This is a genomic window from Arthrobacter sp. NQ7, from assembly GCF_029581595.2.
GTDB lineage: Bacteria > Actinomycetota > Actinomycetes > Actinomycetales > Micrococcaceae > Arthrobacter > Arthrobacter phenanthrenivorans_B.
The window spans coordinates 196973-222011 of record NZ_JARFXU020000002.1 but is presented as its reverse complement, the minus strand read 5'-3'; the positions used below and the strand labels follow the sequence as shown (position 1 = coordinate 222011).

Genomic DNA, 25039 nt, shown 5'->3' with positions numbered 1-25039 from the left:
CGGTGACCTGCTGGATGGATCAGCCTTCAGGAAGGGCTGACCCTGGTATCAGACGGCCCGGCGGAACCGTGCGTTATGGGGCCACCGCCCGTGTACCTGCGCGCCGGGCGGCATCCATCGATAGCGTAGGCTTAAACCACCATGGCCAATATTGATTTTTCCGCTGAAATCCGCGCGCTCCGCGCCACCTACGAGTCCATCGAACGCGTCAGCGACGTTGAGACACTCAAGGAAGACATCGCCGAACTCAGCGAGCGGGCAGGGGAACCGGACCTGTGGGATGATCCAGCGGCCGCGCAAAAGATCACGTCAAGGCTTTCCCACCGCCAGTCGGAACTGGAGCGGCTCACCAACCTTGCCGCCCGAATTGATGACCTCGAAGTCCTGGTGGAGTTGGGACAGGACGAGGACGATGCCGACTCGATGGGGGAGGCCGCCACTGAACTCGAGTCCATCAAGAAGGCACTCAAGGAGCTGGAAGTCGTTACACTGCTCTCCGGCGAGTACGACGAGCGCGAAGCCGTGGTGTCGATTCGCGCGGGCGCAGGCGGCGTGGACGCGGCGGACTTTGCAGAGATGCTGCTCCGCATGTACCTTCGCTGGGCTGAACGGCATGGCTACCCCACGACCGTCATGGATACCTCGTACGCGGAGGAGGCCGGCCTGAAATCCGCCACGTTCGAGGTCAAGGCGCCATACGCCTACGGCACCTTGAGCGTGGAAGCGGGCACCCACCGCCTCGTCAGGATCAGCCCGTTCGACAACCAGGGCCGCCGCCAGACGTCGTTCGCCGCAGTGGAAGTCATCCCGCTGATCGAACAGACGGATTCCATCGAGATCCCGGACAACGAGATCCGGGTGGACGTGTTCCGTTCGTCCGGCCCGGGAGGACAGTCGGTCAACACCACCGACTCCGCAGTCCGGCTGACCCACATCCCTACCGGCACCGTCGTCTCCATGCAGAACGAAAAGTCCCAGCTGCAAAACCGTGCCGCTGCCATGCGCGTGCTGCAGTCGCGGCTCCTGCTGCTGAAGAAGGAGCAGGAGGACGCAGAGAAGAAGGCCCTGGCAGGCGACGTCAAGGCGTCCTGGGGCGACCAGATGCGCTCCTATGTCCTGAACCCCTACCAGATGGTCAAGGATCTGCGCACCGAACACGAAGTGGGCAACACGTCAGCAGTGTTCGACGGCGAGATTGACGATTTTATCGACGCCGGCATCCGCTGGCGCACTGACAACCGCAACGCCGGCAACAACTGATAGCGGCCGCGCTCGCAACAAAAGGAACTGCCCCGGCAATTGGATGCCGGGGCAGTTCTTTTTCGAACGCGTGAGGAAGGCGGACTTCAGGCCCTACTTCCTCCCAGCGGATCCGCGGTGCCGAAGCGTGTTCCAGCGGGCGGTGAGTCCCCATTTGGTGACGTTGACCATGGCTTCGATGACGATGTTGCCGCTCATTTTCGAGGCGCCGAGTTCGCGTTCGACGAAGGTGATGGGGCGTTCTTCGATGCGCAGGCCCAGTTTGGCCACGCGCCAGGCCAGGTCCACCTGGAAGCCGTAGCCGACGGAGTCGACCTGGTCCAGGTTGAGTTTTTCGAGCGTGGTCCTGCGGAACGCGCGGTAGCCGCCGGTGACGTCCTTGATGGGCAGGCCGAGCATCAGCCGGGCGTAGGTGCTGCCGACGCGTGAGATGGCCTGGCGGTAGAGGGGCCAGTTGACCACGCTGCCGCCGGGGACCCAGCGCGAGCCCATGGCCAGGTCGGCACCCTGCTCGACGGCCTCGAGCAGTTGAGGCAGCTGTTCGGGCTGGTGTGAACCGTCGGCGTCCATTTCCACCAGGACGTCGTAGCCGGCGTCCAGGCCCCACGTGAACCCGGCGATGTAGGCGGCGCCCAGGCCTTCCTTGCCCTTGCGGTGCAGGACGTGGACCTGGGAGTCCTCGGCGGCGAAGCCGTCGGCGAGCTGCCCGGTGCCGTCGGGGCTGTTGTCATCGACCACCAGCACGTCCGACGCCGGAACGGCCTTGCGAAGGCGCTGGAGCGTCTTGGGCAGCGATTCCAGTTCGTTGTAGGTGGGAATGATCGTAAGGACGCGCACAAAGGGCCTTCCTGGAGGAAATGGTGGATGCACCCCGCCGCAGCGTGGCTGCTCCAGGGCACAGCCACCCATTATAGGGAAACAGGGGATGCCGGTCTGGCAGACGACAGCCTGATCCGGCGACACGCCCCCGAAAGCCTGCCCAAGCGCCGCGCATCCTGCGTATAGTCGAGGGGCCGGGGCCCTACCTTCCCCAAACGAAAACCCGTGCACCGGCTGCAGAACTGGGCTGCATCTGAAGGATCAGCCGTGCCTGCAGGGTACTTAGGGCCATGATCCGATTCGAAAATGTCACCAAGGTATACGACCAGAAAGCCCGTCCGGCACTGGACTCGGTCAACCTTGAGATTGACCGCGGCGAATTCGCCTTCCTTGTCGGCGCGTCAGGTTCCGGGAAGTCTACCTTCCTCCGGCTGGTACTGAAGGAGGACCGTGCCACGTCCGGCGCGGTCTATGTCGCCGGCCAGAACGTTGCCAAGATTTCCAGCTGGCGGGTCCCGCGCCTTCGCCGGGGCATCGGCGTCGTCTTCCAGGACTTCCGGCTCCTGCCCCAAAAGAACGTTTTCGCGAACGTCGCATTTGCCATGCAGGTGATCGGCAAGAGCCGCAGCGTCATCCGCGACACCGTCCCCGAGGTCCTCAAGACGGTAGGCCTTGAAGGCAAGGAACACCGCATGCCGCACGAGCTTTCCGGCGGCGAGCAGCAGCGCGTTGCCATCGCACGCGCCGTGGTCAACCGACCCGGAATCCTCCTCGCAGACGAACCCACCGGAAACCTTGACCCCACCACCTCCATGGGCATCATGGGCGTGCTGGACAAGATCAACCAGAACGGCACCACCGTGGTCATGGCCACGCACGATGACGACATCGTCAACGAGATGCGCAAGCGGGTGGTGGAGCTGAAGAACGGCGTGGTGATCCGCGACGAAGCGAGGGCACTGTACACCTCGATGATTCCCGTCGTCGGACAGTCCAGGCGCCTTAAGGACGCCAGCGGCAGGGAAACGCCCGACGACGGCGTGCCCGGCAACGGTGCCGAAGGCGAGGCCCAGCGGTGAGGCTCGCATTCATTCTTTCCGAGATCGGCAGCGGCCTGCGCCGCAACCTTTCCATGGTGGTGTCGGTCATCCTGGTGACCTTCGTGTCCCTGACGTTCGTGGGCGCGGCCGGCATGCTGCAGATGCAGATCAACCAGATGAAGGGCTACTGGTACGACAAGGTCCAGGTGGCCATCTTCCTCTGCAGTGAAGGTTCGACGGCGCCGGGGTGCGCGTCGGGGCCCGTCACCCCGGAGCAGCAGCAGGGCCTGAACGCCCTGCTTGAATCCCCGGCGGTGGCGCAATACATCAACGACTTCCAGTTCGAGTCAAAGGACGAGGCCTACAAGCACTTCAAGGACCAGTTCTCCAACTCTCCGATTGTCGATTCGGTGACTCCGGACCAGCTGCCGGCGTCCTTCCGGATCAACATGAAGGACCCTGAAAAGTACCAGATCATTAGCGAGACGTTCTCCTCCCAGCCGGGAGTGGAAACGGTCATCGACCAGCGCCAGCTGCTCGAACGCCTCTTCTCGGTGATGAACGGGGCCTCCCTGGTGGCCGTAGGCATCGCAGGCGTGATGATCGTCTGCGCCATCCTGCTGATCGCCACCACCATCCGGCTCTCGGCCTTCAGCAGGCGCAGGGAAACGGGCATCATGCGGCTCGTTGGAGCGTCCAAAACGGTGATCCAGCTGCCGTTCATTCTGGAAGGCGTCATCGCTGCAGTTATCGGGGCCGCCCTGGCTTCGGGCACGCTCTGGGCAGTGGCGCAGTTCTTCCTGGGCGACTACATGTCCCGGCAGTACCCGGATACTGCCTTCATCTCCTCCGGCCAGACCCTGATCCTGGCCCCGGCGCTGCTGATCCTCGGCGGATCCTTGGCAGGAATTTCGTCTCTCTTGACCTTACGTAGATATTTGCGCGTTTAGGCTGTGCACACCGACCAAGGAATGCCCATGAACCTAACTGATCAAGCCTTGTCCCGCCCCCGGCACCGCCGCGGGCGGACCGCTGCACGCCGTTTGGGGATCGTCAGCGGTGTGCTCACCGTCATCCTTTCCGCCGGCCTGTCCTTCGCCACACCCGTCGCCTTCGCGGACGACCTCGAAGACCGCAAAGCAGCGCTCGAGGCCGAAGCAGCCCGCGTCCAGGCGTCCCTGGAGTTTGTCGATTCCCGGATCGCAAAGGCCGCGAGCGACCTGGTAATTTACCAGGGCCAGCTGCCGGGTGCCCAGCAGGCACTGCTCGAGGCGCAGGGACGGGTGGCCGGTGCCGTCAAGGAAGTCGAAGCACTGTCCGCACGCGTGGACATGGCCCAGCAGAACAAGGCCAAAATCACCCAGCAACTGGAAACCGACAAGCAGAAGATTGCCGACACCAAGAAACTGATCGGGCAGATCGCCACCCAGGCCTACAAGTCCGGCGGCGTCCCCTCCAACCTGTCGCTCTTTTTTGGTTCCAACAGCGGCAGCAGCCTGACCGAAACCATGGACCTGGCCGACCAGGCGATGCGCAGCCAGAACGCGGCCATGGACAAGCTGAGCCAGCAGAACGCCACGAACGTCAACTCCGAAGCCCGCCTCCAGGCTGTGGAAGCAGAGATCAAGGATCTCAAAGCCAAAGCGGACGCGGCCCTGGAACGGGAAAAGGCTGCCCGTGATGAAGCCGCAGCCAAGAAGGCCCAGGTGGACCAGCTGATCGCGGACACCACCCGGCTCGATGCCGAACTCCAGGCGGCCAAACCAGGGATCCAGGCCCAGCTCGCCGGAGTCCAGGCCAACCAGAACCAGGTGGCGAACGAGATCGCCGAACGTGACCGCAGGGCCCGCGAGGCCTGGGAAGCGGAACAGCGCCGGAAGGCCGAAGCGGCCGCCGCTGCTGCCGCCGCCGCTGCCGCGGCAGCGAACCGCCCCGCCCCTCCGGTCCAGCCGTACGTGCCGCCCGCCGCAGGGTCGCCGTCGGCCTTTGGCCTCCGCCACCCCTTCGACGGCAGCATCCCCATCACCTCCGGCTTCGGCTACCGCACCACCCCGCCGGGTACCATCGACTTCTACGGCACGGGCGGCTACATGCACACCGGCATCGACTTCGGCGCCGCCTGCGGCACCCCCGTCTATGCGGCGGCAGCCGGCGAGGTCTTCAGTTCCGGCTGGAATTCCGCCGACGGCGGCGGCTGGCGCGTCAAGATTGATCACGGCGTGGTGCAGGGCAATACGCTGACCACCATCTACTACCACAACTCCAGCATCGTGGTCTCGAACGGCCAACATGTCTCGCAGGGACAGCTGATCGCCTACTCGGGCAGCACCGGCAACTCCACCGGCTGCCATGCCCACTTCGAAACCTGGCTCAACGGTGCCGCCGTCGATCCCATGGGGCTGCTGTAGGGGACAACCGCTGCTGCCGTAGACTGGTATAGCTCCGCGGCGCCGGCCCGGCAGCATCCGACCTGAACCTGAGGAGTTTTCCCGTGCCTAAAGAAAGTGGCCGTAAGGTGGTGGCCACCAACCGCAAGGCCCGGCACGACTATCACGTGCTGGACACTTACGAGGCCGGCATCGCGCTGATGGGAACCGAAGTGAAATCCCTGCGCGAGGGGCACGCCTCCATGGTGGACGGATTCTGCACGTTCTATAACGACGAGCTGTGGATGGAAGCCATCCACATCCCGGAGTACAACCAGGGCAGCTGGACCAACCACGCTGCACGCCGCCGGCGCAAGCTGCTGCTGCACCGCGAGGAGCTCATCAAGATCTCCCGCAAGGTACAGGAAGCCGGCTACACCATCGTGCCGCTCCAGCTGTACTTCGTGGACGGCCGTGCCAAGGTGGAAATCGCGGTTGCCCGCGGTAAGCGCGAGTACGACAAGCGCCAGACGCTTCGGGAGCAGCAGGACAACCGCGAAGCCCAGCGCGAGATGCGCGAACGCAACAGGCGCCGGTAGGAATTATTAAGCCGGGGCATGCGTTACTATGGATAGTCCGGCGGGCTTGCCAGCCGGTTTGGTAACAAAATACGGGGATGATCGGTTTCGACGGTGTTAGTCGCGACAGGTGAAGCGGGCCGAGGATGCAGAATTATCTCGTAAACGCTTTCTGCAAACCAATAAGTGCCGAATCTAAGCGCACTGACTTCGCTCTTGCTGCCTAAGCAGTAAGACAGTCCGTCAGCCCGGGGTTGCTATCGCCCCGGATCCTGGCGTCATTTAGATAGCCACTGCTGTTTGCTCCCGTCACCGGAGTAAACGGGACTTTTAGGTGACTGGGCCCGGATCAGCCAGCTGTTTGCAGCATGGCTGGGGCCGAGAAAATCCGACGCAAACTGCGCCCGGAGAAGCCCTGACAACACGACATCGGACGGGGGTTCAATTCCCCCCATCTCCACAGTGAGCACCCCGGTCATCGGACCGGGGTGCTTTTGTTTGCCCGGAAGCCCGGGCTGCGTGAATGCCGGGACCACCGGCGGTGAGTCGAAAGGCCACCGGATCATCATCGCAAGGACACCCAGAATCAACCTTGGACCACCATGCTTGGTGCTGGGGGAGCTGTCCGAACCGAAAAGGAACACGATGACCACCAAACACCACCCCGCACTGGACCCCCTTCAGCCCCTTGCCCCCGGAGACGCCATCGAGGTCTTCTACCGGAGCCGCCTGGTGCACCGCGGACCCGTCACGGAAACAGCCCCGGAGCGTGGACTTGTCTGGATCCTGGACACCCTGAGCGGCTGCCGATGCCGTGTCGATACCGCTGAAGCCGACATCGTCAGGCTGCCGGTCCGCTACCGCGACGTCCGCACCCCGGACTCCTGGCGCCGGCGGACCAGGCCCGAGCAACCCCCGTTCTAGAGTGCCGCCGGGCCTAAATGCTCTAGTGGCCCCCACGGCAAACCACTACTTTCATCGATATGCACAACGATCCGCCGCAAACGCCTACCGAAGTCCTGGATGCCGCAGCATGCTGGGACCTCCTGCGGGGGGTTTCCGTGGGGCACCTGGCGGTGCTCGTCGACGGGTACCCCGAGGTCTTCCCGGTGAACTACAAGGTGGACCACGAATCGGTCATCTTCCGGACCGGGGAAGGGACCAAGCTGCGGGCCGCCGGGGGACCACTCGCCGTCGCGCTTGAAGCCGACGGCCATGACGACGCCAAAGCGTGGAGTGTCCTGGTCAAAGGCAAGGCCGTGGTCCTGGAGCCATCGGAGGAACTCCTGCGCGGTGCAGGGCTTACCCTTTTCCCCTGGCAGGCCGGCGAAAAGGACCACTTTGTCCGCATCGTCCCGACCTCCGTGTCCGGGAGGCGCTTCACCATCACCTCCCCGCTGACCTGGTGGAGCCATGTGGCCCGCACGGCCCCTGCGGACACCGGGCAGTAGGCCGGCAGGCCCAACGGCCCTGTGCGGAACGGGCCGGGACTGGTAGCACTGACCTATGACCGGGTCGCCGACAGCCGCCGCAGCAAAGCCACCGTTCGACGCCGTGATTTTCGACCTGGACGGCGTGGTCACCAATACCGCCATGGTCCACCAGGCCGCGTGGAAAGACGCGTTCGACCGGATCCTGCACGACCCAAGAATTCCCGGCGGTACCAACCAGGAACCCTTGTCCAGGTCCGACTACCTCACCTACATCGACGGGCGGCCGCGGGAGGAAGGCGTCGTGCGGTTCCTTGCCTCGCGCGGAGTCCACGTGGACAAGGGAAAAGAGGCCGACGAGGCCGGCGCCTGGACGGGATTCGGCCTCGGGGCATGGAAGAACGAACTCTTCCTGCAGCGCCTGCGCGAAGACGGCGTCCAAAGCTATCCGGGCACCCTGGAGCTGCTGCAGAGGCTTGCTGACGCCGGAGTCCCCACCGCCGTCGTTACCTCAAGCCGGAACGCGCCGGCCGTCCTGGACGCCGCGGGCATCCACGGACTGTTCCAAGTTGTGATGGACGGAACGACGGCGGCCGGGCTTGGCCTGCGGGGAAAGCCGGCGCCGGACGTGTTCCTCGCGGCGGCATCCAAGCTAGGAGTGCCGCCCTCACACGCCGTGGTGATAGAGGATTCCGCGGCGGGTGTCGAGGCCGGGAACCGTGGAGGCTTCGGCCTCGTCGTCGGAATTGCCCGGACGGGCAACCGCCGCCAGTTGGAAGCCGCCGGCGCCGGCACCGTGCTCAATGACGTGGGCGAACTGGATTTGGGGCTGATCATCGGCAATGCCTGGCACCTGGCGTACGAGGGTTTCGACGCCGGACACGAGGGCCACCGGGAGGCCCTCACCACCCTGGGCAACGGCTACATGGGCGTCAGGGGAGCGGCGCCCGAAGGCGGCCCCTTCAGCTATGCGGGCATGTATCTTGCCGGCATCTACAACCGCGTCCACGCCGAGTCAGCCGGAGAGATGCTGCTGGAAGAACACATGGTCAATGCCCCGGACTGCCTTCCACTCGATATCCGTCTGGCTGGCCGGACTTGGTGGTCGGACGGGGGAATGACCGTCATCCGCGAGCGCCGGGTGCTGGACCTCCGCCGGGCGGTACTGGAGCGCCGGCTGCTGCTGGAAGGCGCGGGCCGGCGGCGCCTTGAAGTGGTGCAGACACGCTTCGCATCCATGGCGGAACCCCACCTGCTGGTCCTCGAAACGGTCATCACGGCCTTGGGCTGGAACGGGCAGGTTGAGGTCCGGAGCGGGATCAATGCCGGCGTCCGCAACGCGAACCTCCCTGAACGCGCCCAGGGAGCCGATATCCACCTGGTCGACCGGACCGCCCCTCACCGCGCCGGACCGGAGGCCCCCACCGACCCGACATCCGTCGTCGAGGTGGAAACCAGCCAAAGCCTCATCCGCATCGCCGCGGCGCACCGGACCTACGTGTGCGGAGAGCCAGCAGGAGGTGAGCCGGGCAGGAAAGGCTCCTTCCACTTCCATGACCTCCTGCTATCCCTGGATGCGGGAACCCCGGTGCGGATCACCAAGACCGTGGCTGTGGTGACATCCAGGGACCGTGCCATCTCCTCGCCCGAAACGGGAGCCCGTGCGGTGCTGGAGCGTACCGGCGGGGACTTCGACTCGGTGCTGGCTGCCCACGAGGAGGCCTGGCGGCGTGAGCTCCGCCCCTTCATGGTGGAGATCGAGGCGCCCGTGCAGGTGCGCCTGGTCCTCAACCTGCACATCTTCCACTTGCTGCAGACGCTGACGCACCACACAGCCGAGCTGGATGCCGGCGTCACTGCGCGCGGCCTGCACGGCGAAGGCTACCGCGGCCACGTCTTCTGGGATGAGCTGTTCGTCCTGCCGGTCCTGACCTCACGGACCCCCGACGTTGCCCGGTCCCTGATTGACTACAGGTGGCGGCGGCTTCCTGCGGCCCGGCACGCCGCAGCCGTGGAGGGCCTGGCCGGCGCCAAGTTCCCGTGGCAAAGCGGCAGCGACGGGACCGAGGAAACGCCCAAATGGCTGTACAACGAACGGTCCGGCCGTTGGGTCAAAGACTTCTCGCACCTGCAGGTCCACTCCGGCCTTGCCGTCGCCTTCAACGCCTGGCAGTACTTCCAGGCCACCGGAAACAAGATCTGGCTGCTTCAACGCGGAGCCGAACTGGTCATCGAAGTTGCCCGGTTCTTCCGTTCCCTCGCCGACTATGACCAGCGGGGCGGCCGGTACCACCTGCGCGGCGTGGTGGGCCCGGATGAGTACCATACGGGCTACCCCGGCCGGGACACCCCCGGGCTCGACGATAACGCCTACACCAATGTCATGGCGGCCTGGGTTTGCTCGCAGGCCGCGGGCATCATGTCCTTCCTGCACGGAAGCGAACGTGCCGGCCTCATGGAACGCCTCGGGATCACCGACGAGGAAACCACCGGGTGGGCGCATATGGGGACGGCGATGTACGTCCCCTTCCACAGCGACGGCGTCATCAGCCAGTTTGAGGGCTACGGGGATCTGAAGGAGCTGGACTGGGAACATTACCGCGACAGGTACGGCGACATTGAACGGCTGGACCTCATCCTCGAAGCAGAAGGCGACGCCACCAACTGCTACAGGCTGGCAAAGCAGGCCGACGTCCTGATGCTCCCGTACCTGCTGGGGCATCAGGGCCTGGTCACCATCCTTCAACGGCTCCACTACGGTTTCACCCAGAAGCACCTCAACCGGACCATCGAGTACTACCTGGCCCGGACAGCCCACGGGTCAACCCTGAGCCGGGTGGCGCACGCATCCGTCCTCGCCGGACTGGACGCGGACCGGGCATGGGACAGTTTCCGGGAAGCGCTCGACGCCGATCTGGACGATACGCAGCATGGCACCACGCGTGCGGGGATACACTTGGGCGCCATGGGAGGAACCATCGACGTGGTGCAACGCAGCTTCGCCGGCCTGCGGTTCAGTGGCGACACCATTCTGTTCGCGCCGAACCTGCCAACGGGGCTCAGCGCCGTGGCCTTCGAGGTCCTGTACCGCGGACACCGCCTGCGGGTCCATCTCAAGGACGGCCACATGAGCATCGCATCCGCCCCGGGTGACGCCGGGCCCATCAAGGTGCACGTCAGCGGCAGCGACGTACTCCTTCCCCCCGGCCGGACCAGGACATTTCCCCTGCCTGTGCGGGCTCCCGGGACGGTGGCGTCGTGAAACGCCTGGGGATCCTGACCAGCGGCGGTGACTGCCCCGGGGTCAACGCGGTCATCCGTGGAGCTGTGCTGGGCGGCGACGTTGCACACGGCTACGAATTTTTGGGTTTCCGGGACGGATGGCGGGGCGTCCTGGAACAGGACATGGTTCCCCTTCCCCGGACGGGTGTCCGGGGAATCTCACGCCTGGGCGGCACCATCCTGGGCACCTCCAGGACCAACCCGCTGACAGGGAAGGGAATAGAGGGGGTCCGTGCCTGCTTCGAGCGCAACGGACTGGACGGCCTTATCGCCATCGGGGGAGAAGGGACACTGGCGGCCGCGCGGGAACTGGGCGGACAGGGCCTGAACGTGGTCGGAGTGCCCAAGACGATTGACAACGACCTCGGGGCCACTGATTACACGTTCGGCTTTGACTCAGCCGTACAGACCGCCACTGAAGCCATCGACCGACTGCGCACGACGGGTGAATCGCACCACCGGTGCATGATTGCTGAGGTCATGGGCCGCAATGCCGGCTGGATCGCGCTGCATTCGGGAATGGCCGCCGGTGCGCATGCCATCCTGATCCCCGAGCATCCCGTGTCGATTGACCACATTTGCTCCTGGGTGCTGTCAGCGCGGGACCGCGGCAGGGCGCCCCTTGTCGTGGTGGCCGAGGCCTTCGCGCCGGAGGGTCAGGCCACACCCTACGCCCCCCGTGGCTTGGACACGTTCGGGCGCCCGCGCCTGGGTGGCATCGGCCTGCTGCTCGAAGGTGAGCTGCAGCTCCGGACCGGCATCGAAACCCGGGCCACCGTCCTGGGCCACATCCAGCGCGGGGGTGAGCCGACGGCGTTCGACCGCGTCCTGGCGACCAGGCTTGGCATGGCAGCTGTCCAGTCGGCGGCAACCGGCAAGTGGGGCACCATGGTGGCGCTGCGCGGCACGGATATCGTAAACGTCAGGCTTGAGGAAGCGCTGGGGGAGCTGAAGGTAGTACCGGAGGCACGGTACCAGGAGGCAGCGGTCCTGTTCGGGTGAAGCAGGGCAACCACGCCGGATACCGGCGATCACTGGCCGGGGCGGACCCAAAGGACTGCCGACCCTGTGATCCTGTCGGCCGCCAGGTCCTCCAGGGCCCTGTCCGCAGATTCGAAGGGATAGGCCGTTGTGGTGAGTGCCAGGGACAGCCGTGCCGCGAGCGCAAGGAACTCGTTTCCGTCAACCCGCGTGTTGGCGGTGACGCTCCGTACCTGGCGTTCGAAAAAGAGCTCCCTTCCGTAGTCCAGGGCCGGGATGCGGCTGAGGTGGATTCCGGCGATGGCCAGGGTTCCGCCGCGGTCAAGGGCCCGCAGCGCCACCGGGACCAGATCACCCGCTGGTGCAAAAAGGATGGCGGAATCGAGCGGCACCGGCGGGTGGTCGTCAGCGTCCCCCGAGTACACCGCCCCAAGCTCCAGCGCGAGCTTCCGAGCCTCCGCTGAACGGGTCATGACGAACACGGAAGCACCCTGCTTGATCGCCAGCTGGGCGGTGATGTGGGCGGAACTGCCAAAGCCGTAGATTCCAAGCCGCCCACCCGCCGGCAGCTCCGCGCGCTTCAGCGCCCGGTACCCGATGATTCCAGAACACAGGAGCGGCGCAGCCTGTTCGTCAGAGAAAGCATCAGGCAACGGGTAGGCGAAGTCCTCCGCCACCGTCAGCTGTTCGGCGTAGCCGCCATCCCTGTCCCAGCCGGTAAAGACCGGTGACACGCACAGGTTCTCGTCACCGCGGCGGCAGTACCGGCAGGTGCCGCAGACGCCGCCCAGCCAGGCCACGCCAACCCGGTCGCCGATCCTGAACCTGGAGCAACGGGCACCTGTTGCAACCACCAGGCCCACCGCTTCGTGCCCGGGAACGGCTTGCGGACGGTGCGGTGCCAGGTCTCCTTCGGCCAGGTGCAGGTCGGTGCGGCAGATGCCGCAGACCGTGACATCCACCAGGAGTTCGTTGGCTGCGGGCACGGGTGTGGCACGGACGCCCTGAACCAGCGGATGCCTGGAGACCGGCCCCGGATCGTTCACCCACCAAGCGCGCACGGTGCGTCAGCGGCGCTGTTGGGTTATTCGAATCCGGCCCGGGTTGCGTCGTCCAGCGGCGTCTGCCACAGCATCGGCGCGCCCATGGTGAAGCGCCTGCCCGTAACCGACTCGGGCGTTATGCGGATGAAGTGTTCCTGGGACACCCCCTGCCAGGGAAACAGCGCCCGCCGGATGTCATCCAGGGCCGGGCCGGTGGGGACGGTCTCGGCGGCCTTGCCCTTTACCACCACACTCCACGCAAGGCCGAACTGCTGGCTGACCGCGTCGGCTTCCAGGGCCACGGTGGCGTCGGCCTGGATGGCCTGCTGCTTGGTGCCCCCGCCGGTGCGGAAAACCAGGGTCTGCCCGTCCACCTTGTAGTTAACGGGAAAGACATCGGGATGGCCATCGGCGATGACGGCCAGCCGGCCCACTCCGGTCTGGGAGAGCAGCGCCCAGCATTCTTCTTCGTCGAGGATCTCCGGCACGGGGATGTTCGTGTTCTCAGTCATACGGCACAGCGTAGGCAACTCTTCACTTCCCGGAAAGGGCATAAAGGCCCGGCCTGAAAGGGAGGACCTATGGCCCTTGGGGCCTGCCAAACCCCGATGGGACGCTGTGGGAGACGCCCGGGAACCCAGACCATCCCGCGAAAGGCAGCCATGCTGACGCATCTGTTCCTCCACCGCCTGTTGTGGGCCACAGCCGGGCTGCTGGCAGTTGCCGCGGCAGGGACCAGCCTGTGGCGGCCAGCCATCTACAACGGCGTTGTTGCCGCTGACCTCATCCCCGGCGCCTACTCACAGGATCTTCTCTCAGCAGCAGCCGGTCTCGGCCTGCTGTACCTGTCCCTCGCTGCAGGCCGGAAGGGGACAAAGCACCAGATTGTGGCCCTGGGTCTGCTGGGCTACCTGTTCTACGGCTACGGAATCTATGTGATCGAGCGGACCTACAACGGCCTGTACCTGCTCTACATGGCCATCTTTGCCGTTTCCTTCTGGGCCATGGCCGTGGCCGGAGCAACCATGGACCGTGCCACCCCGACGGCAGCCCTGCCACGGGCCCTGAGAATCACGTCGGCCTCCGGCGCACTCCTCCAGCCTCTGATCTTCTACCCCCTCTGGATCGGCATGCTCCTGCCCCTGATGCAAACCGGTCAGCGCATCGATTCGCTCTACTCGATCTTCATCCTGGACCTTTGCTTCATCATGCCCGCGTTCCTGATCCTGTCCGTCCTGACCTACCGGAACCGCCGCACCGGGCTGCTGCTCCTGCCCGCACTGTATGTCCTTGGCTTCACGCTCATCTTCTCGCTGGCCGTGGGGGAGCTGGTCAAGCCGCTGTTCGGCTCAGCGCCCGGCCTGCCGGCGCTCCTGCCGGCCCTTGCGCTCTCGGGCCTGTTCCTTGTCCTCGCACTCCTGCACCTGGCCAAACTCCGGATCCCCGCAGCGGTGCCGTCCATTCCTCCCGGTCCACCCGTCCCGCAACCAGGCCGCCAGACCACACCCGGCCTGTCCTCACAGTAAGGAATACCAATGAAAGCCCTCGTCTACGGCGGGCCCGGAAACAAGTCGTGGACCGATGTTCCCGACCCCCGGATCCAGCAGCCCGGCGATGCCATCGTCAAAGTCGACACCACCACGATCTGCGGTACCGATCTGCATATCCTCAAAGGCGACGTGCCCGCCGTCGCAAAGGGCCGGATCCTGGGCCACGAAGGGGTGGGCACCATCGTGGAGACCGGCCCGTCGGTCACCGGCCTGAAAGTGAACGACCGCGTCATCATCTCCTGCATCAAATCCTGCGGCCACTGTGCCAACTGCAGGACGGGCCTTTACTCGCATTGCCTGGGGGACGAGGGCCAGGAGGGCACCGGCTGGATCTTCGGGCACCTGATCGACGGTACCCAGGCTGAGTATGTCCGGGTGCCCTACGCAGACAACTCGCTGCACCTGTTGCCGTCCGGGGTCAGCGATGAACAGGCCGTCATGCTCTCCGACATTCTTCCCACCGGGTTTGAGATCGGGGTGCAGTACGGACGGGTGAAGCCGGGCGACAGTGTGGCGGTGGTGGGGGCCGGGCCGGTGGGCCTTGCGGCGATCACCACCGCAGGCCTGTACGGTGCGGCCACTGTGGTGGCGATTGACCTGGACGCCAACCGCCTGCAGAAAGCCCGGGAGTTCGGGGCCACGGACATGGTGCTGTCCGGGAGCAGTGACTGGAAGGACCAGGTAATGGCGCTGACCGGCGGTCAGGGCGTCGACGTTGCCATCGAGGCCGTGGGCGTCCCTGAGACCTTCGCGATGTGCACCGGGATCGTGCGGCCGGGCGGGTCGGTGGCGAATGTTGGCGTCCACGGAAAACCCGTGGAACTCCACCTCGAAAACCTCTGGATCCAGAACATCAACATCAGCATGGGGCTGGTGAACACCAACACCACGCCCATGCTGCTCAGGCTTGTGGCCCAGGGAAAGATCAGGGCGGAAAAATTCGCCACCCACCATTTTGGCTTCGACCAGTTCCTCGAGGCCTACGACACCTTTTCCCGCGCTGCCGAGACCAAAGCGTTGAAGGTGATCATCACGTCCTGACGCCAACCGGCCGGGAACGCTGGAAGGCGGCTACAGCCAGTCCGCGGAGAAATCCACCGGCGGCCACCACCGGTGGCGGGGGCTCACCGCGAAGCGCCGGCCCGAAAGGTCGGTGGGAGTGATGGCTACCAGATGGTCCTTGAGCCCCGGCTCCCAGGGTTCTCTGTCCGCGTCGGCTTCCGGAAGGGTCATGCTGCCTTCATCGAAAGGACCAGGCCTTCCCTTGGCCACTACGCTCCATACCTGGGTGGCGTAGGGGTTGAGGCCGTCCACCTCGAGCGCCGCCACGGCGCCGGTGAGCAGGGCGCGGAGCTTGGTGCCCGGCGCCGTCCTGAACAGCAGGGTTTCCCCGGCGACCGAGAAATTGACGGGGAAGATCTCCGGGACGCCATCATTGATGACGGCCAGCCGCCCGATGTAGGACGACCGGAGATACTGCCAGCATTCATCAGGACGCAGGATCTCGGTGTGGGACCCCTCGGGTGAACCAGTCATGGTACCGATCCTAGGTCCTGGACAGCGGCCGCGCACCGCACCCCTGCGTTCACCCATGGCGTAGCTGCGCCGGGACTGGATGGGCCGCCGCCGGCGTTGATTCCCGTAAAGCCCCTGAAAGAGGGGACACAGCCGCACGCGGCACCGCATTGGAGGTGCGCCATGGACCAGGCGCGGGAACCCATACCGGACCGGGACGAGGACCTGCTGGACTCGTACTCGCAGACAGTGATGAGGGTGGCAGCAGCAGTCACCCCGCACGTGGCAGCCATCGAAATGACGGCCCCGCGCCGCAACGGCCGGGTCAGGGTGGGGGCAGGCTCGGCTGTCCTCTTCACGGAGGACGGCTACCTGTTGACCAACTCCCACGTGGTGGCAGGCACCCAACAGGGCTTTGCCGTCTTTGCCGACGGCAGCAGGATGGAGCTGGAACTGGTGGGCGCCGATCCGTTGTCCGACCTGGCAGTGGTGCACGGTTCCCGTCCCAAGGTCAGGCCGGCCGAATTTGGCGACGCCGAGTCCCTTCGCGTGGGCCAGCTGGTGGTCGCGGTGGGGAATCCGCTGGGGCTGGCAGGTTCGGTCACGGCAGGCGTGGTCAGCGGCCTGGGCCGGGCGATTCCCGTCTGGTCGGGCGGCAACAGGCGGGTCATCGAGGATGTCATCCAGACCGATGCCGCGCTCAACCCCGGAAACTCCGGCGGAGCGCTGGCAGACACCCATTCAAGGATTGTGGGCATCAACACGGCGGTGGCGGGCGCCGGCCTGGGCCTGGCCATCCCGATCAATGCCACCACCCGCAGGATCATCTCGGCCCTGCTGACGGACGGCAGGGTGCGGCGGGCCTATCTGGGCCTGGTGAGCACTCCCATCCAGCTTGGGCCCAGCGCGGTGATCCGCACGGGCCAAAAGCAAGGGCTGCGGGTCGTGGAGGTGCTGCCGGGATCACCTGCCGGCAAGGCGGGGCTGTCCGCGGGGGACATCATCGTCACTGCCGGCGGCCGCCCCGTCAGCAACGCCGAAAGCCTGCAGCGGCTCCTCTTCGCCGACGCCATCGGCCGGCCCCTCGATGTGGCCGTGCTGCGCGACGGCGCGGAACTGCACCTGGCCGCCGTTCCGGAGGAAATGACGCCCACCGGTCCGGCTTAACGCGCGACGACGGCCGCAAGGCCGGGCGGTCACGCCCGGCGTGCAGGGCCTGGCGTGCCATCACCCGGGTACGCGCCTAGCGGGGCGCTTCCACGTCCGCGATGCCTGTGAAACGCGTCCCCACGCCGTCGTACTCGCTCCGGACCCAACCGGGACGGACGGCGGGAACCTCGGACGGTGCGTGATGGTCACAGACCACATAGGTGAAGTCCGGCCACCACTTCTTGGGACGTGCCGCCTCCTCATAGCCGCAGACGGCGCACTCCAGGTGCACCCAGACCGGGCGTTTGCCCGTGCGGTTGGCGCGTGACTGCACCAGCCAGGGCGGGGGATTGTCCAGGATGGCGCGCAGGTCCTCCTCCGCCATCCATTTGGGCAGGCCGTGGCGCTGTGCCATCTCAAGCGGAACATCAAGGGCTATTGCTGCGTCACGTCGGCTGATCATCACAGTCCACCATACGGGAGTGGACAGCTTCTGCCGCCGCAGCCGGCGGGGACCAATCAGCTGGAGAGTCAGCCAACCAGGGCGATGCCGGCTGCGGCGGCGGCAAAACCGAGGGCGAGGTTGGCCCCCACGTTCAACGCCGCGGAACCGAAGCGCGCCTCGCTGAGCAGCCGGACCGTGGCAGTAGTCCAGGAGCTGAACGTGGTGAGTCCGCCTGCCAGGCCACTGGCCAGTCCCAGCTGCCACTCAGTTCCCAGCCCCAGCCGGCCGGTCACCCCATGGGCCAGGCCGATGATGAAGCAGCCCACGACATTGACCACCAGGGTGGCCCAGGGCCAGTGCAGGCGCCCGTGGCTGCCGGTGCGGACGCTGCGGATGCTGCTGTGATGGGCGAACCAGCTGTCGATCCCAAACCGCAGGAGCGCACCCGCCACGCCAAAGACTCCTACCAGGGCAGCAGCGGTCATGGCTGGCCGTCCCGGTTCCGGGAGATGAGCCTGCCGAGCCGCCACCCCGCGCCGGCGGCGGCAAGACCCAGGACGAGGGACAGACCGAGGTAGGCCGTCCACACCGGGTGGGCGCCGGCGCGCACCAGCTGGTCGGAGGCGAGGATGACGGCGGAAAAGGTGGTGAACGAGCCCAGCAGGCCCGGACCGATCCCGGCGCGCAGCCAGAATGCGGTGTGCGGGCGGGCCATCCACATGGTGGTCAACGCGGCCAGGGCAAAGCTGCCGCTGACGTTGATGCCGAGCGTTGCCCAGGGAACCGACCCGGGCAGGTCCGGAAAGGCCAGGCCCAGCCCGTACCTCAGTTCGGTGCCAATCAGCCCGCCGGCAGCCACAGCGAGCCAGGCGCGGCCTTCGGGCATCGCCACGTCAGCTGCCGTCCAGGAGGCAGCCGGGATGGGGGGTATCGGTGGAGACCCACAGCGCGGCGGCTATCTCATCCGCCAGGTCGTACTCCCGCGGGCCGTCCGGACCGCTGATCCGCACCACCAGCGCGCCGCCGAACGGCTTCCTGCCCAGCACCTCTACCTCGGCATCCAGGTCGATTTCCTGGGCGGCGAGGTACCGCAGGAGTTCGGGGTTGTCGTCGCTGATCCGGGTGATCCTGCCCGTGTGCCCCTGGTCCAGCCCGGCGAGGAGGTGCGCGTCGGGCATCAGCACTTGGCCGTCTGCTGTGGGAATGGGGTCGCCGTGCGGGTCCCGGCGGGGGTTCCCGAGTTTGGCCGCGACGCGTTCGATGAACGTGTCCGACACGGCGTGCTCCAGCTGTTCGGCTTCATCGTGGACTTCATCCCAGCTGTAACCGAGACGCTGGACCAGGTAGGTCTCGATCAGCCGGTGGCGCCGGACCATGGCCAGGGCCAGCCGCAGGCCGGCCTCGGTCAGGGTGACGGCGCTGTAGGGCTTGTGGTCCACCAGGCCCTGGTCCTTGAGCTTGCGGACCATCTCGGACACCGAGGAATTGGCCACCCCCAGCCGCTGTGCAAGCTGGGAGGAAGTGATGGGCTTGTCCTGCCATTCCGTGAAGGAATAGATGACCTTGACGTAGTCCTCGATCGAGGAGGAGGGCGCGCTGGTCTTCACGCGTTCAAGCCTACCGGCTCGACGCACCGGGCATGGGAGGCCGCCGTCATGCCTTGACAGCCCGCCAGGCGAGGGTGAGGTACGGAAGATCGAGTTGCTGGCCGTCGCGGTAGGCGAGGTGGTCATGCAGATACCAATCGAGGTTGGCCAGGACCTTGGCACGCGTCGCCTCACCGGTCCGCAGGTAGTAGCTGCGCGATTTGGTGAGCTCCATCAGGTCGGCGGTGGTCACCCTGTCCTGCCAGTGGGTGACATGCCCCTCGAGCCCGCGGAATTCCGGGCCCACCACGGGCTTGTGGCCTGGCCGGTACACATCACCGGCATGCATGATCCGGGAGAGCCGGTGCACCCAGGGGACGGAGGTGTCCAGCTGGTTCCAGACCAGGCCCAGGGTCCCGTGCGGCCGAAGCACGCGGGCCAGTTCCGTGCTTGCTGCCAGGGGGTCGCACCAGTGCCACGCCTGGGCAACGGTGACGACGTCGAAGGAGGCGTCCGGCAGGCCGGTCGCCTCGGCAGTCCCCGGCGCGGCGGTGGCGGCCGGATAGTGTTCCTCGAGTTGGGCAAGCATGTCCGCCGAGGGGTCGACGGCGGCGACGTCCAGTCCCATGTCCAGCAGCAGGGCAGTGAACTTTCCGGTTCCGGCGCCGACGTCCAGGGCATCATGCGCCCCGGCGGGTACCAGCCACCGGGCTGACTCCTGCGGATAGCCGGGCCGGACGCGCTGGTAGTGCCTGCCGCCGTCCTGGAAACTTTGTCCAAGCTCCCGGCGCCGCCCGTGATCAAGCCTGGGGCCACCCCGAACCACGTGCGGCCTCCTTCAGTCAACGCCCTGCGGTACCTTAAGAATTTACCGTATCTGCAGTGCCGGAAGGGTTGGTGGCAGCGGCCGGCGGCGGTTCGGGGCCGCCGCCGGCTTAGTCGTCGATGCAGGGCGCCGCGCCTGCGGTGCCGGGGGTGTTGGGTGCCCAGTGGGGGTAGGTGCGGGTGTCGTTGGCGGGTACCCACCGGCCAGCGTCCACAACGTAGTCCCATCCCAGGCCGTTGGTCCGCAGTGCCTGGATGCCTGCGAGGAGGCGCGCGGCGTCCTCCAGCCGGGAACCGACACCAAAGCTTGCCCGCAGGGAACCGGACGGCAGCCCCAGGCGCTTGAGCAGGGGGTGGGCGCAGAAACGTCCGTCGCGCAGGCCCACGCCGTGCTCCGCGGAGAGGTAGGCGGCCACCAGTCCCGCGTCGTAGCCCTCGACGGAGAAGTTGACCACGCCGATAGTGTCCGTTTCCGGGTTGGTGTCCTTGAAGATCTGGTGGACGGTCACGCCGTCGATGCGCTGCAGGCCCTCAACAAGGAATGAGCGGATGGCGGATTCGTGGGCGTGCCAGCGGTCCTGGTCCAGACCCGCGATCACCTGCGTGGCGCGGGCCAGGGTGGCGGCACCGAGGACGTTCGGCGAGCCCCCCTCATGGCGGGCCGGCCCGGTGGCCCAGCTGACGCCGTCGAGCCGTGCTTCCTTGACGGCACCGCCACCGGCAAGGTGCGGGACGCCGGCGTCCAGCCAGTCGGGCCGTCCCACCAGGACGCCTGCACCGAAGGGCGCGTACAGCTTGTGCCCGGAAAACGCGAGGTAGTCGACGTCGTCGGCAGTGATGTCCACCCGGCGGTGCGGTGCGAGCTGTGCCGCGTCCACCACGATCCGGGCGCCATGCTGGTGGGCCAGTGCGGCCAGGGCCCGGATGGGCAGGATCTCGCCCGTGACGTTGGATGCGCCCGTGACGGCCAGCAGGCTCACCCCCCCCTGCTCCAGTTCGGCGCGCACGGCGTCCAGGGTGCCGGCGATGGTGTCCGCGGCCACGATGCTGCGGTGCGGGACGCCCTGCCATGGCAGGAGATTGGCATGGTGCTCGATGTCCAGGTAGAGGACATCGCCGGCCGGGCGGCCATCGTGCAGGGGCAGGCAACCGGCCAGCAGGTTCAGCGAGTCGGTGGTGTTGCGGGTGAAGATGACCGAGTCATCCGGCCGGCCGCCCACAAAGTCGCGGACGATGCTGCGGGCGTTCTCGTACACCGAGGTGCTGATTTGGGAGGCGTACCCGGCCCCGCGGTGGACGCTCGCGTAGTAGGGCAGGATTTCGTTCAGGTAGGCCGACACCACCGACAGGGCCGGTGCTGACGCGCCGTAGTCGAGGTTCGCGTAGCGGACGTGGCCGCCGGCAATCAGGGGCGCCTGGATCTCGGCGCCGGTAACGGCAGCGAGGGGCCTGCCGGCGGCGGCGTGGCGTGCATCGGGGACGGCAGCGTCGGCAATGGCGTGCTGGGGGGAGACGGTGGCAGTTGTCACAGAGACCTCACTTGACTACAGGACTCCGGCGTTAGGAATCCGCGCTTGCCGTATCCGCTCCGGACCGGCCTGGTCGTCACCCGGGGCACCCCACCGCGAATGGAGGGTTGCCGGCCAGCAAACCGGGGTTTTGCGCTGGCACTCGTGACCTGCATAAAAGCGTAGGACATCGGGCGGCCAGGACTGAAGCCGCGGCAATTGTTAAGGGTTTTGTTACGCGCCATCGAATAAACGACGCCGGACGCCCCTTTGGGGAGGCGCCCGGCGTCGTAAAATTCGCGGAAGAAGGGGATCGGCGGCCGTTACAGCAGGTCGTCGAGGTACGGATTGAGCCGGTGCAGCACCTCTGAGTGCAGGATCGAGTTGGTGGCCAGCGCGTTCCCGCCAAACGGCCCGTCCTCGCCTTCCAGGGAGGTGAAGCGGCCGCCGGCCTCCACCACAATGGGCACCAGGGCCGCCATGTCGTAGAGGTTCAGCTCCGGTTCGCAGGCGATGTCCACCGAGCCCTCGGCCACCATGCAGTAGGACCAGAAGTCACCGTAGGCCCTGGTCCGCCAGACGTCCTCGGTGAGGCCGAGGAATTCATCCAGGTTTCCGCGTTCCTTCCATCCCGTGAGGCTGGAGTAGGAGAGGGACGCGTCTGAGAGGCTGGACACGTTGGAGACCCGAAGCCTGGTCGCGGCAGCCAGCGACCGGCCCATGTAGGCGCCCATGCCCTTCGCGGCCCACCAGCGCTTGCCCAGGGCAGGGGCGCTGACCACGCCCACCACGGGCTCGCCCTCGTCCACCAGGGCGATCAGCGTGGCCCACACCGGAACGCCGCGGACAAAGTTTTTGGTCCCGTCAATGGGATCGATGATCCAGCGCCGCGAGCCGTGGCCGGTGCTGCCGAATTCCTCACCCAGGACGGCATCGCGGGGCCGGGAGCGGGAGAGCTGGCCGCGGATGGCTTCCTCGGCGGCCTTGTCGGCGTCGGTGACCGGCGTCAGGTCCGGCTTGGTCTCAACGTGGAGGTCCAGGGCCTTGAAGCGGCTCATGGTCTGGTCGTCCACGGAGTCGGCCAGGACATGGGCCAGGCGCAGGTCATCGTTGTAGCTCGAAGCGGGTTGGATCATGGTTCCAAACTACCGTCTGCGGGCGCTTCCGCCGGGAGAACGCGTCAGTTGACGCTGCCAAGCTCCTTGGTTTCCTGCGCTTCCATCCGCGGGTCGGTACCGAGCAGCCGCCGCAGGGACGCCAGCCTGGCCGGTCCCGTGGGGCCGGCGTGTCCGCCGCCCACCCAGTCATCGAGGCCGCAGTTCACGGCGGTCGCCGTGTGCTTGCAGCCGCGCTCGCAGTTGTCGATGCCGGGGGAGAGGTCCGGGAAGGACCGCAGGATCCGGTCAGGGTCCACGTGGGCCAGGCCGAAGGAGCGGATGCCGGGGGTGTCGATGATCCAGCTGCCGGGCGGTGCGTCTGCCAGGCGCAGGGCCAGGGCGGACGACGACGTGTGCCGGCCCCGCCCGGTCACGGCGTTGACTCCGCCGGTGGCCCGCTCGGCGCCGGTCAGGGCGTTGACCATGGTGGACTTGCCCACGCCCGAGTGTCCGAGCATCACGGTGACCTTGCCGTCCAGGTGGGCCCGGAGGGCAGCCACCGCCGCGCTGTCCAGCCGGGCCGAAAGGCCGTCGTCGGAGCGGGCATCGATTCCCGAGGCCCGGGCGTCCGCCGTCCGGCTGATGATCACCGGGAAGTCCAGGTGGGTGTAGTTGGACAGCAGGTCCGCGGGGTCCTTGACGTCGGCCTTGGTGACCAGCAGGATCGGCTCGATCCCGGCGTCGTAGGCGGCCACCAGGGCACGGTCGATGAAGCCAGTGCGGGGTTCCGGATTGGCGGCTGCCACAACAATCACCAGTTGGTCGGCGTTGGCCACGACCGCGCGCTCGACGGGGTCGGTATCATCCGCGCTGCGGCGCAGGAGCGTGTGCCGGTCCTGGATCTTCACCAGGCGGGCCAGCGTATCCGGGGCACCGGACACGTCACCCACCAGGGAAACAAAATCACCGGCAACCACCGGTGAGCGGCGAAGCTCGCGGGCGCGGGCCGCGACAACGACCCGCTCGTTCTCCGAGTCCTCGTCCACCACCGCCGTGTAGCGGCCGCGGTCCACCGTGATGATCCGTCCGGTGACGGCGTCGTCATGGCTGGGCCGGTCCTTGGTGCGGGGCCGGGAGCCTTTCTTGTTCGGGCGGATCCGAACGTCTGATTCGTCCCAGGAATCAGTTCTCCGCGCCACTGCCGCGCCCTTCCGGTCCGGCTTCGGACGCCTGCTGCGCCAGCATGCCTGCCCACAGTTCCGGGAAATCGGGCATGGTCTTGGCGGTGGTGGCGATGTCCTCCACCTGGACGCCTTCCACGGCCAGTCCCAGGATTGCCCCCGCGGTGGCCATGCGGTGGTCGGCATAGCTGTGGACGACGCCGGCGTGCAGCCGTGCGGGGCGGATCACCAGTCCGTCGTCGGTCTCCTCGGCGTCACCGCCGAGCCGGTTGATTTCCGCCACGAGAGCGGCAAGCCGGTCCGTTTCGTGGCCGCGGAGGTGTGCGATCCCGGTAAGCCGGGATGGGCCGGTGGCCAGGGCACAGAGCGCCGCCACCGTGGGGGCCAGTTCGCTGGTGTCCGCGAAGTCGCCCCCCTTGACCTGCGGGCCGCCGGTGACGGTGAGGAGGCCGTCTTCCAGGGTGACCGTGGCACCCATGCTTGCCAGGATATTGCGCCACAGGTCGCCCACCTGCTGGGTTTCCGTGGGCCAGTTCGGGATCCGGACCGTGCCCCGCGTGGCCAAGGCCGCTGCCAGGAACGGCCCGGCATTGGAGAGGTCCTGTTCGATCCGCTGGTCGAAGGCCCGGATCGGGCCCGGCGCCACCACCCAGTGGTTGGGGACGGAGTCGTCCACGGACACGCCTGCGCCCCGCAGTACGGCCACGGTCATGTTGATGTGGTCAAGGCTGGGCACGGGCTTCCCCACGTGTTCCAGGTGCAGGCCTTCGTCGAACCTGGCGCCCACCAGCAGGAGGGCGGAAACGAACTGGGAGGAGGCGCTGGCATCGATCACCAGGTGGCCGCCGCGGACGGCGCCGGTGCCCTGCACCACGAACGGGAGCGACGACGGCGCGCTGCCGTCCTCCGCGGAAACGTCCACACCCAGCGCCTTCAGGGCCTCGATGATGGTGCCCATGGGCCGCTTCCGTGCGTGCGGGTCGCCGTCGAACACGCTGGTTCCGCTGCGCAGCGCAGCCAGCGGCGGGACAAACCGCATGACGGTGCCCGCGAGCCCGCAGTCAATCCTGGTGGCCGATGGTGCCGCCGCCGCGGGCAGCGGCACCACTTCCAGGTCCGGGCCGAAGGCGCCGTCCCCGGGCACCTCCGTGATGGTGGCACCCAGCTGCCGGAGTGCATCGACCATCAGTGCCGAGTCCCTCGAATGCAGGGGCGCGCGCAGGCGTGACGGGCCGTCCGCAAGGGCTGCCAGGACCAGGTACCTGTTGGTCAGGGACTTCGATCCGGGCACCGTGACGGTGGCATCGACGGGCCGGGAGGCAAAAGGTGCGGCCCAGTGCTGGACAGGGGCCCCGTCACGGGTGGCGGCTGGTGCGGTCATTCG

At 66.8% G+C, this 25039-nt stretch carries 25 protein-coding genes, 1 other RNA gene and 1 riboswitch; of the genes, 13 read left to right on the top strand and 13 right to left on the bottom strand.

Going from position 1 to position 25039, the window contains the following annotated elements; all coding sequences use genetic code 11:
• Positions 1–141: 141 nt before the first annotated feature.
• Complete coding sequence (prfB, locus tag PUN71_RS03855; RefSeq protein WP_043450732.1) at positions 142–1260, top strand: peptide chain release factor 2; 1119 nt, start codon at positions 142–144, stop codon at positions 1258–1260.
• Positions 1261–1353: 93 nt separating this feature from the next.
• On the opposite strand, the gene PUN71_RS03850 is transcribed toward prfB, so the two are convergent.
• Positions 1354–2097: a polyprenol monophosphomannose synthase gene (locus tag PUN71_RS03850; protein WP_277797407.1), complete on the bottom strand. Its 744-nt coding sequence runs from the start codon at positions 2095–2097 to the stop codon at positions 1354–1356.
• A 272-nt stretch (positions 2098–2369) separates the two neighbouring features.
• On the opposite strand from PUN71_RS03850, the gene ftsE reads away from it, so the two are divergent.
• The 9 genes from ftsE (at position 2370) to PUN71_RS03805 (ending at position 11777) form a co-directional block, all read left to right on the top strand.
• A complete protein-coding gene (gene ftsE / locus PUN71_RS03845) occupies positions 2370–3158 on the top strand; it encodes a cell division ATP-binding protein FtsE (RefSeq protein ID WP_043453537.1) in 789 nt (262 codons plus the stop codon).
• On the top strand, positions 3155–4069 hold the full coding sequence (ftsX, locus tag PUN71_RS03840; RefSeq protein WP_043453535.1) for a permease-like cell division protein FtsX: 915 nt from the start codon (positions 3155–3157) through the stop codon (positions 4067–4069). The genes ftsE and ftsX overlap by 4 nt, the downstream gene beginning before the upstream one ends.
• A 27-nt stretch (positions 4070–4096) precedes the next feature.
• Positions 4097–5527: a M23 family metallopeptidase gene (locus tag PUN71_RS03835; protein WP_043453533.1), complete on the top strand. Its 1431-nt coding sequence runs from the start codon at positions 4097–4099 to the stop codon at positions 5525–5527.
• Between the two features lie 83 nt (positions 5528–5610).
• A complete protein-coding gene (gene smpB, locus PUN71_RS03830) occupies positions 5611–6084 on the top strand; it encodes an SsrA-binding protein SmpB (protein ID WP_043453530.1) in 474 nt (157 codons plus the stop codon).
• A gap of 73 nt (positions 6085–6157) precedes the next feature.
• Positions 6158–6526: a transfer-messenger RNA gene (gene ssrA, locus PUN71_RS03825) on the top strand.
• A 182-nt stretch (positions 6527–6708) separates the two neighbouring features.
• Positions 6709–6987: a hypothetical protein gene (locus PUN71_RS03820; protein ID WP_277797406.1), complete on the top strand. Its 279-nt coding sequence runs from the start codon at positions 6709–6711 to the stop codon at positions 6985–6987.
• 59 nt (positions 6988–7046) lie between these two features.
• Positions 7047–7514 (top strand): pyridoxamine 5'-phosphate oxidase family protein, encoded by a 468-nt coding sequence (locus PUN71_RS03815; RefSeq protein WP_277797405.1) that lies wholly within the window; start codon positions 7047–7049, stop codon positions 7512–7514.
• Between the two features lie 55 nt (positions 7515–7569).
• Positions 7570–10755 (top strand): HAD-IA family hydrolase, encoded by a 3186-nt coding sequence (locus PUN71_RS03810; protein ID WP_277797404.1) that lies wholly within the window; start codon positions 7570–7572, stop codon positions 10753–10755.
• Complete coding sequence (locus PUN71_RS03805) at positions 10752–11777, top strand: ATP-dependent 6-phosphofructokinase (protein ID WP_277797403.1); 1026 nt, start codon at positions 10752–10754, stop codon at positions 11775–11777. The genes PUN71_RS03810 and PUN71_RS03805 overlap by 4 nt, the downstream gene beginning before the upstream one ends.
• Before the next feature lie 29 nt (positions 11778–11806).
• Here the strand turns inward: PUN71_RS03805 and PUN71_RS03800 are convergent, their stop codons facing one another.
• Positions 11807–12802, bottom strand: coding sequence for a zinc-dependent alcohol dehydrogenase family protein (locus tag PUN71_RS03800; RefSeq protein WP_349361798.1), 996 nt, complete (start codon positions 12800–12802; stop codon positions 11807–11809).
• A gap of 38 nt (positions 12803–12840) precedes the next feature.
• On the bottom strand, positions 12841–13311 hold the full coding sequence (locus PUN71_RS03795; RefSeq protein WP_043453517.1) for a pyridoxamine 5'-phosphate oxidase family protein: 471 nt from the start codon (positions 13309–13311) through the stop codon (positions 12841–12843).
• A gap of 150 nt (positions 13312–13461) precedes the next feature.
• Between PUN71_RS03795 and PUN71_RS03790 the strand changes: the two genes are divergently transcribed.
• Both PUN71_RS03790 and PUN71_RS03785 read left to right on the top strand, forming a co-directional pair.
• Positions 13462–14325: a hypothetical protein gene (locus PUN71_RS03790; RefSeq protein WP_277797401.1), complete on the top strand. Its 864-nt coding sequence runs from the start codon at positions 13462–13464 to the stop codon at positions 14323–14325.
• A gap of 9 nt (positions 14326–14334) precedes the next feature.
• On the top strand, positions 14335–15390 hold the full coding sequence (locus PUN71_RS03785; protein WP_277797400.1) for a zinc-dependent alcohol dehydrogenase family protein: 1056 nt from the start codon (positions 14335–14337) through the stop codon (positions 15388–15390).
• Positions 15391–15420: 30 nt separating this feature from the next.
• Here the strand turns inward: PUN71_RS03785 and PUN71_RS03780 are convergent, their stop codons facing one another.
• Positions 15421–15885: a pyridoxamine 5'-phosphate oxidase family protein gene (locus PUN71_RS03780; protein ID WP_043453511.1), complete on the bottom strand. Its 465-nt coding sequence runs from the start codon at positions 15883–15885 to the stop codon at positions 15421–15423.
• A gap of 162 nt (positions 15886–16047) precedes the next feature.
• Here PUN71_RS03780 and PUN71_RS03775 point away from each other — a divergent pair, with 162 nt between their 5' ends.
• Complete coding sequence (locus PUN71_RS03775; protein ID WP_043453508.1) at positions 16048–17031, top strand: S1C family serine protease; 984 nt, start codon at positions 16048–16050, stop codon at positions 17029–17031.
• A gap of 76 nt (positions 17032–17107) precedes the next feature.
• Here PUN71_RS03775 and PUN71_RS03770 read toward each other — a convergent pair whose 3' ends face one another.
• The 9 genes from PUN71_RS03770 to aroA form a co-directional block, all read right to left on the bottom strand.
• Complete coding sequence (locus tag PUN71_RS03770) at positions 17108–17476, bottom strand: hypothetical protein (protein WP_277797399.1); 369 nt, start codon at positions 17474–17476, stop codon at positions 17108–17110.
• Positions 17477–17544: 68 nt separating this feature from the next.
• Positions 17545–17943 carry a fluoride efflux transporter FluC gene (locus PUN71_RS03765; protein WP_277797398.1) on the bottom strand — a complete coding sequence of 133 codons (399 nt, stop codon included), beginning with the start codon at positions 17941–17943 and terminating at the stop codon, positions 17545–17547.
• Complete coding sequence (locus tag PUN71_RS03760; RefSeq protein WP_043453584.1) at positions 17940–18344, bottom strand: fluoride efflux transporter FluC; 405 nt, start codon at positions 18342–18344, stop codon at positions 17940–17942. The genes PUN71_RS03765 and PUN71_RS03760 overlap by 4 nt, the downstream gene beginning before the upstream one ends.
• Before the next feature lie 7 nt (positions 18345–18351).
• Complete coding sequence (locus PUN71_RS03755; protein WP_277797397.1) at positions 18352–19065, bottom strand: metal-dependent transcriptional regulator; 714 nt, start codon at positions 19063–19065, stop codon at positions 18352–18354.
• 46 nt (positions 19066–19111) lie between these two features.
• Positions 19112–19870, bottom strand: a complete 759-nt coding sequence (locus PUN71_RS03750; RefSeq protein WP_277797396.1) for a class I SAM-dependent methyltransferase — start codon at positions 19868–19870, stop codon at positions 19112–19114.
• A gap of 109 nt (positions 19871–19979) precedes the next feature.
• The gene (locus tag PUN71_RS03745; protein ID WP_277797395.1) at positions 19980–21398 is read right to left on the bottom strand and encodes an aminotransferase class V-fold PLP-dependent enzyme; all 1419 of its coding nucleotides are present in this window, start codon (positions 21396–21398) and stop codon (positions 19980–19982) included.
• A gap of 36 nt (positions 21399–21434) precedes the next feature.
• Positions 21435–21548: riboswitch (SAM riboswitch) on the bottom strand.
• A 152-nt stretch (positions 21549–21700) separates the two neighbouring features.
• The gene (gene hisN, locus PUN71_RS03740) at positions 21701–22513 is read right to left on the bottom strand and encodes a histidinol-phosphatase (protein ID WP_043453490.1); all 813 of its coding nucleotides are present in this window, start codon (positions 22511–22513) and stop codon (positions 21701–21703) included.
• 44 nt (positions 22514–22557) lie between these two features.
• Positions 22558–23673, bottom strand: coding sequence for a ribosome small subunit-dependent GTPase A (gene rsgA / locus PUN71_RS03735; protein ID WP_277797394.1), 1116 nt, complete (start codon positions 23671–23673; stop codon positions 22558–22560).
• Positions 23657–25036: a 3-phosphoshikimate 1-carboxyvinyltransferase gene (gene aroA, locus PUN71_RS03730; protein ID WP_277797393.1), complete on the bottom strand. Its 1380-nt coding sequence runs from the start codon at positions 25034–25036 to the stop codon at positions 23657–23659. The genes rsgA and aroA overlap by 17 nt, the downstream gene beginning before the upstream one ends.
• Positions 25037–25039 lie beyond the last annotated feature (3 nt).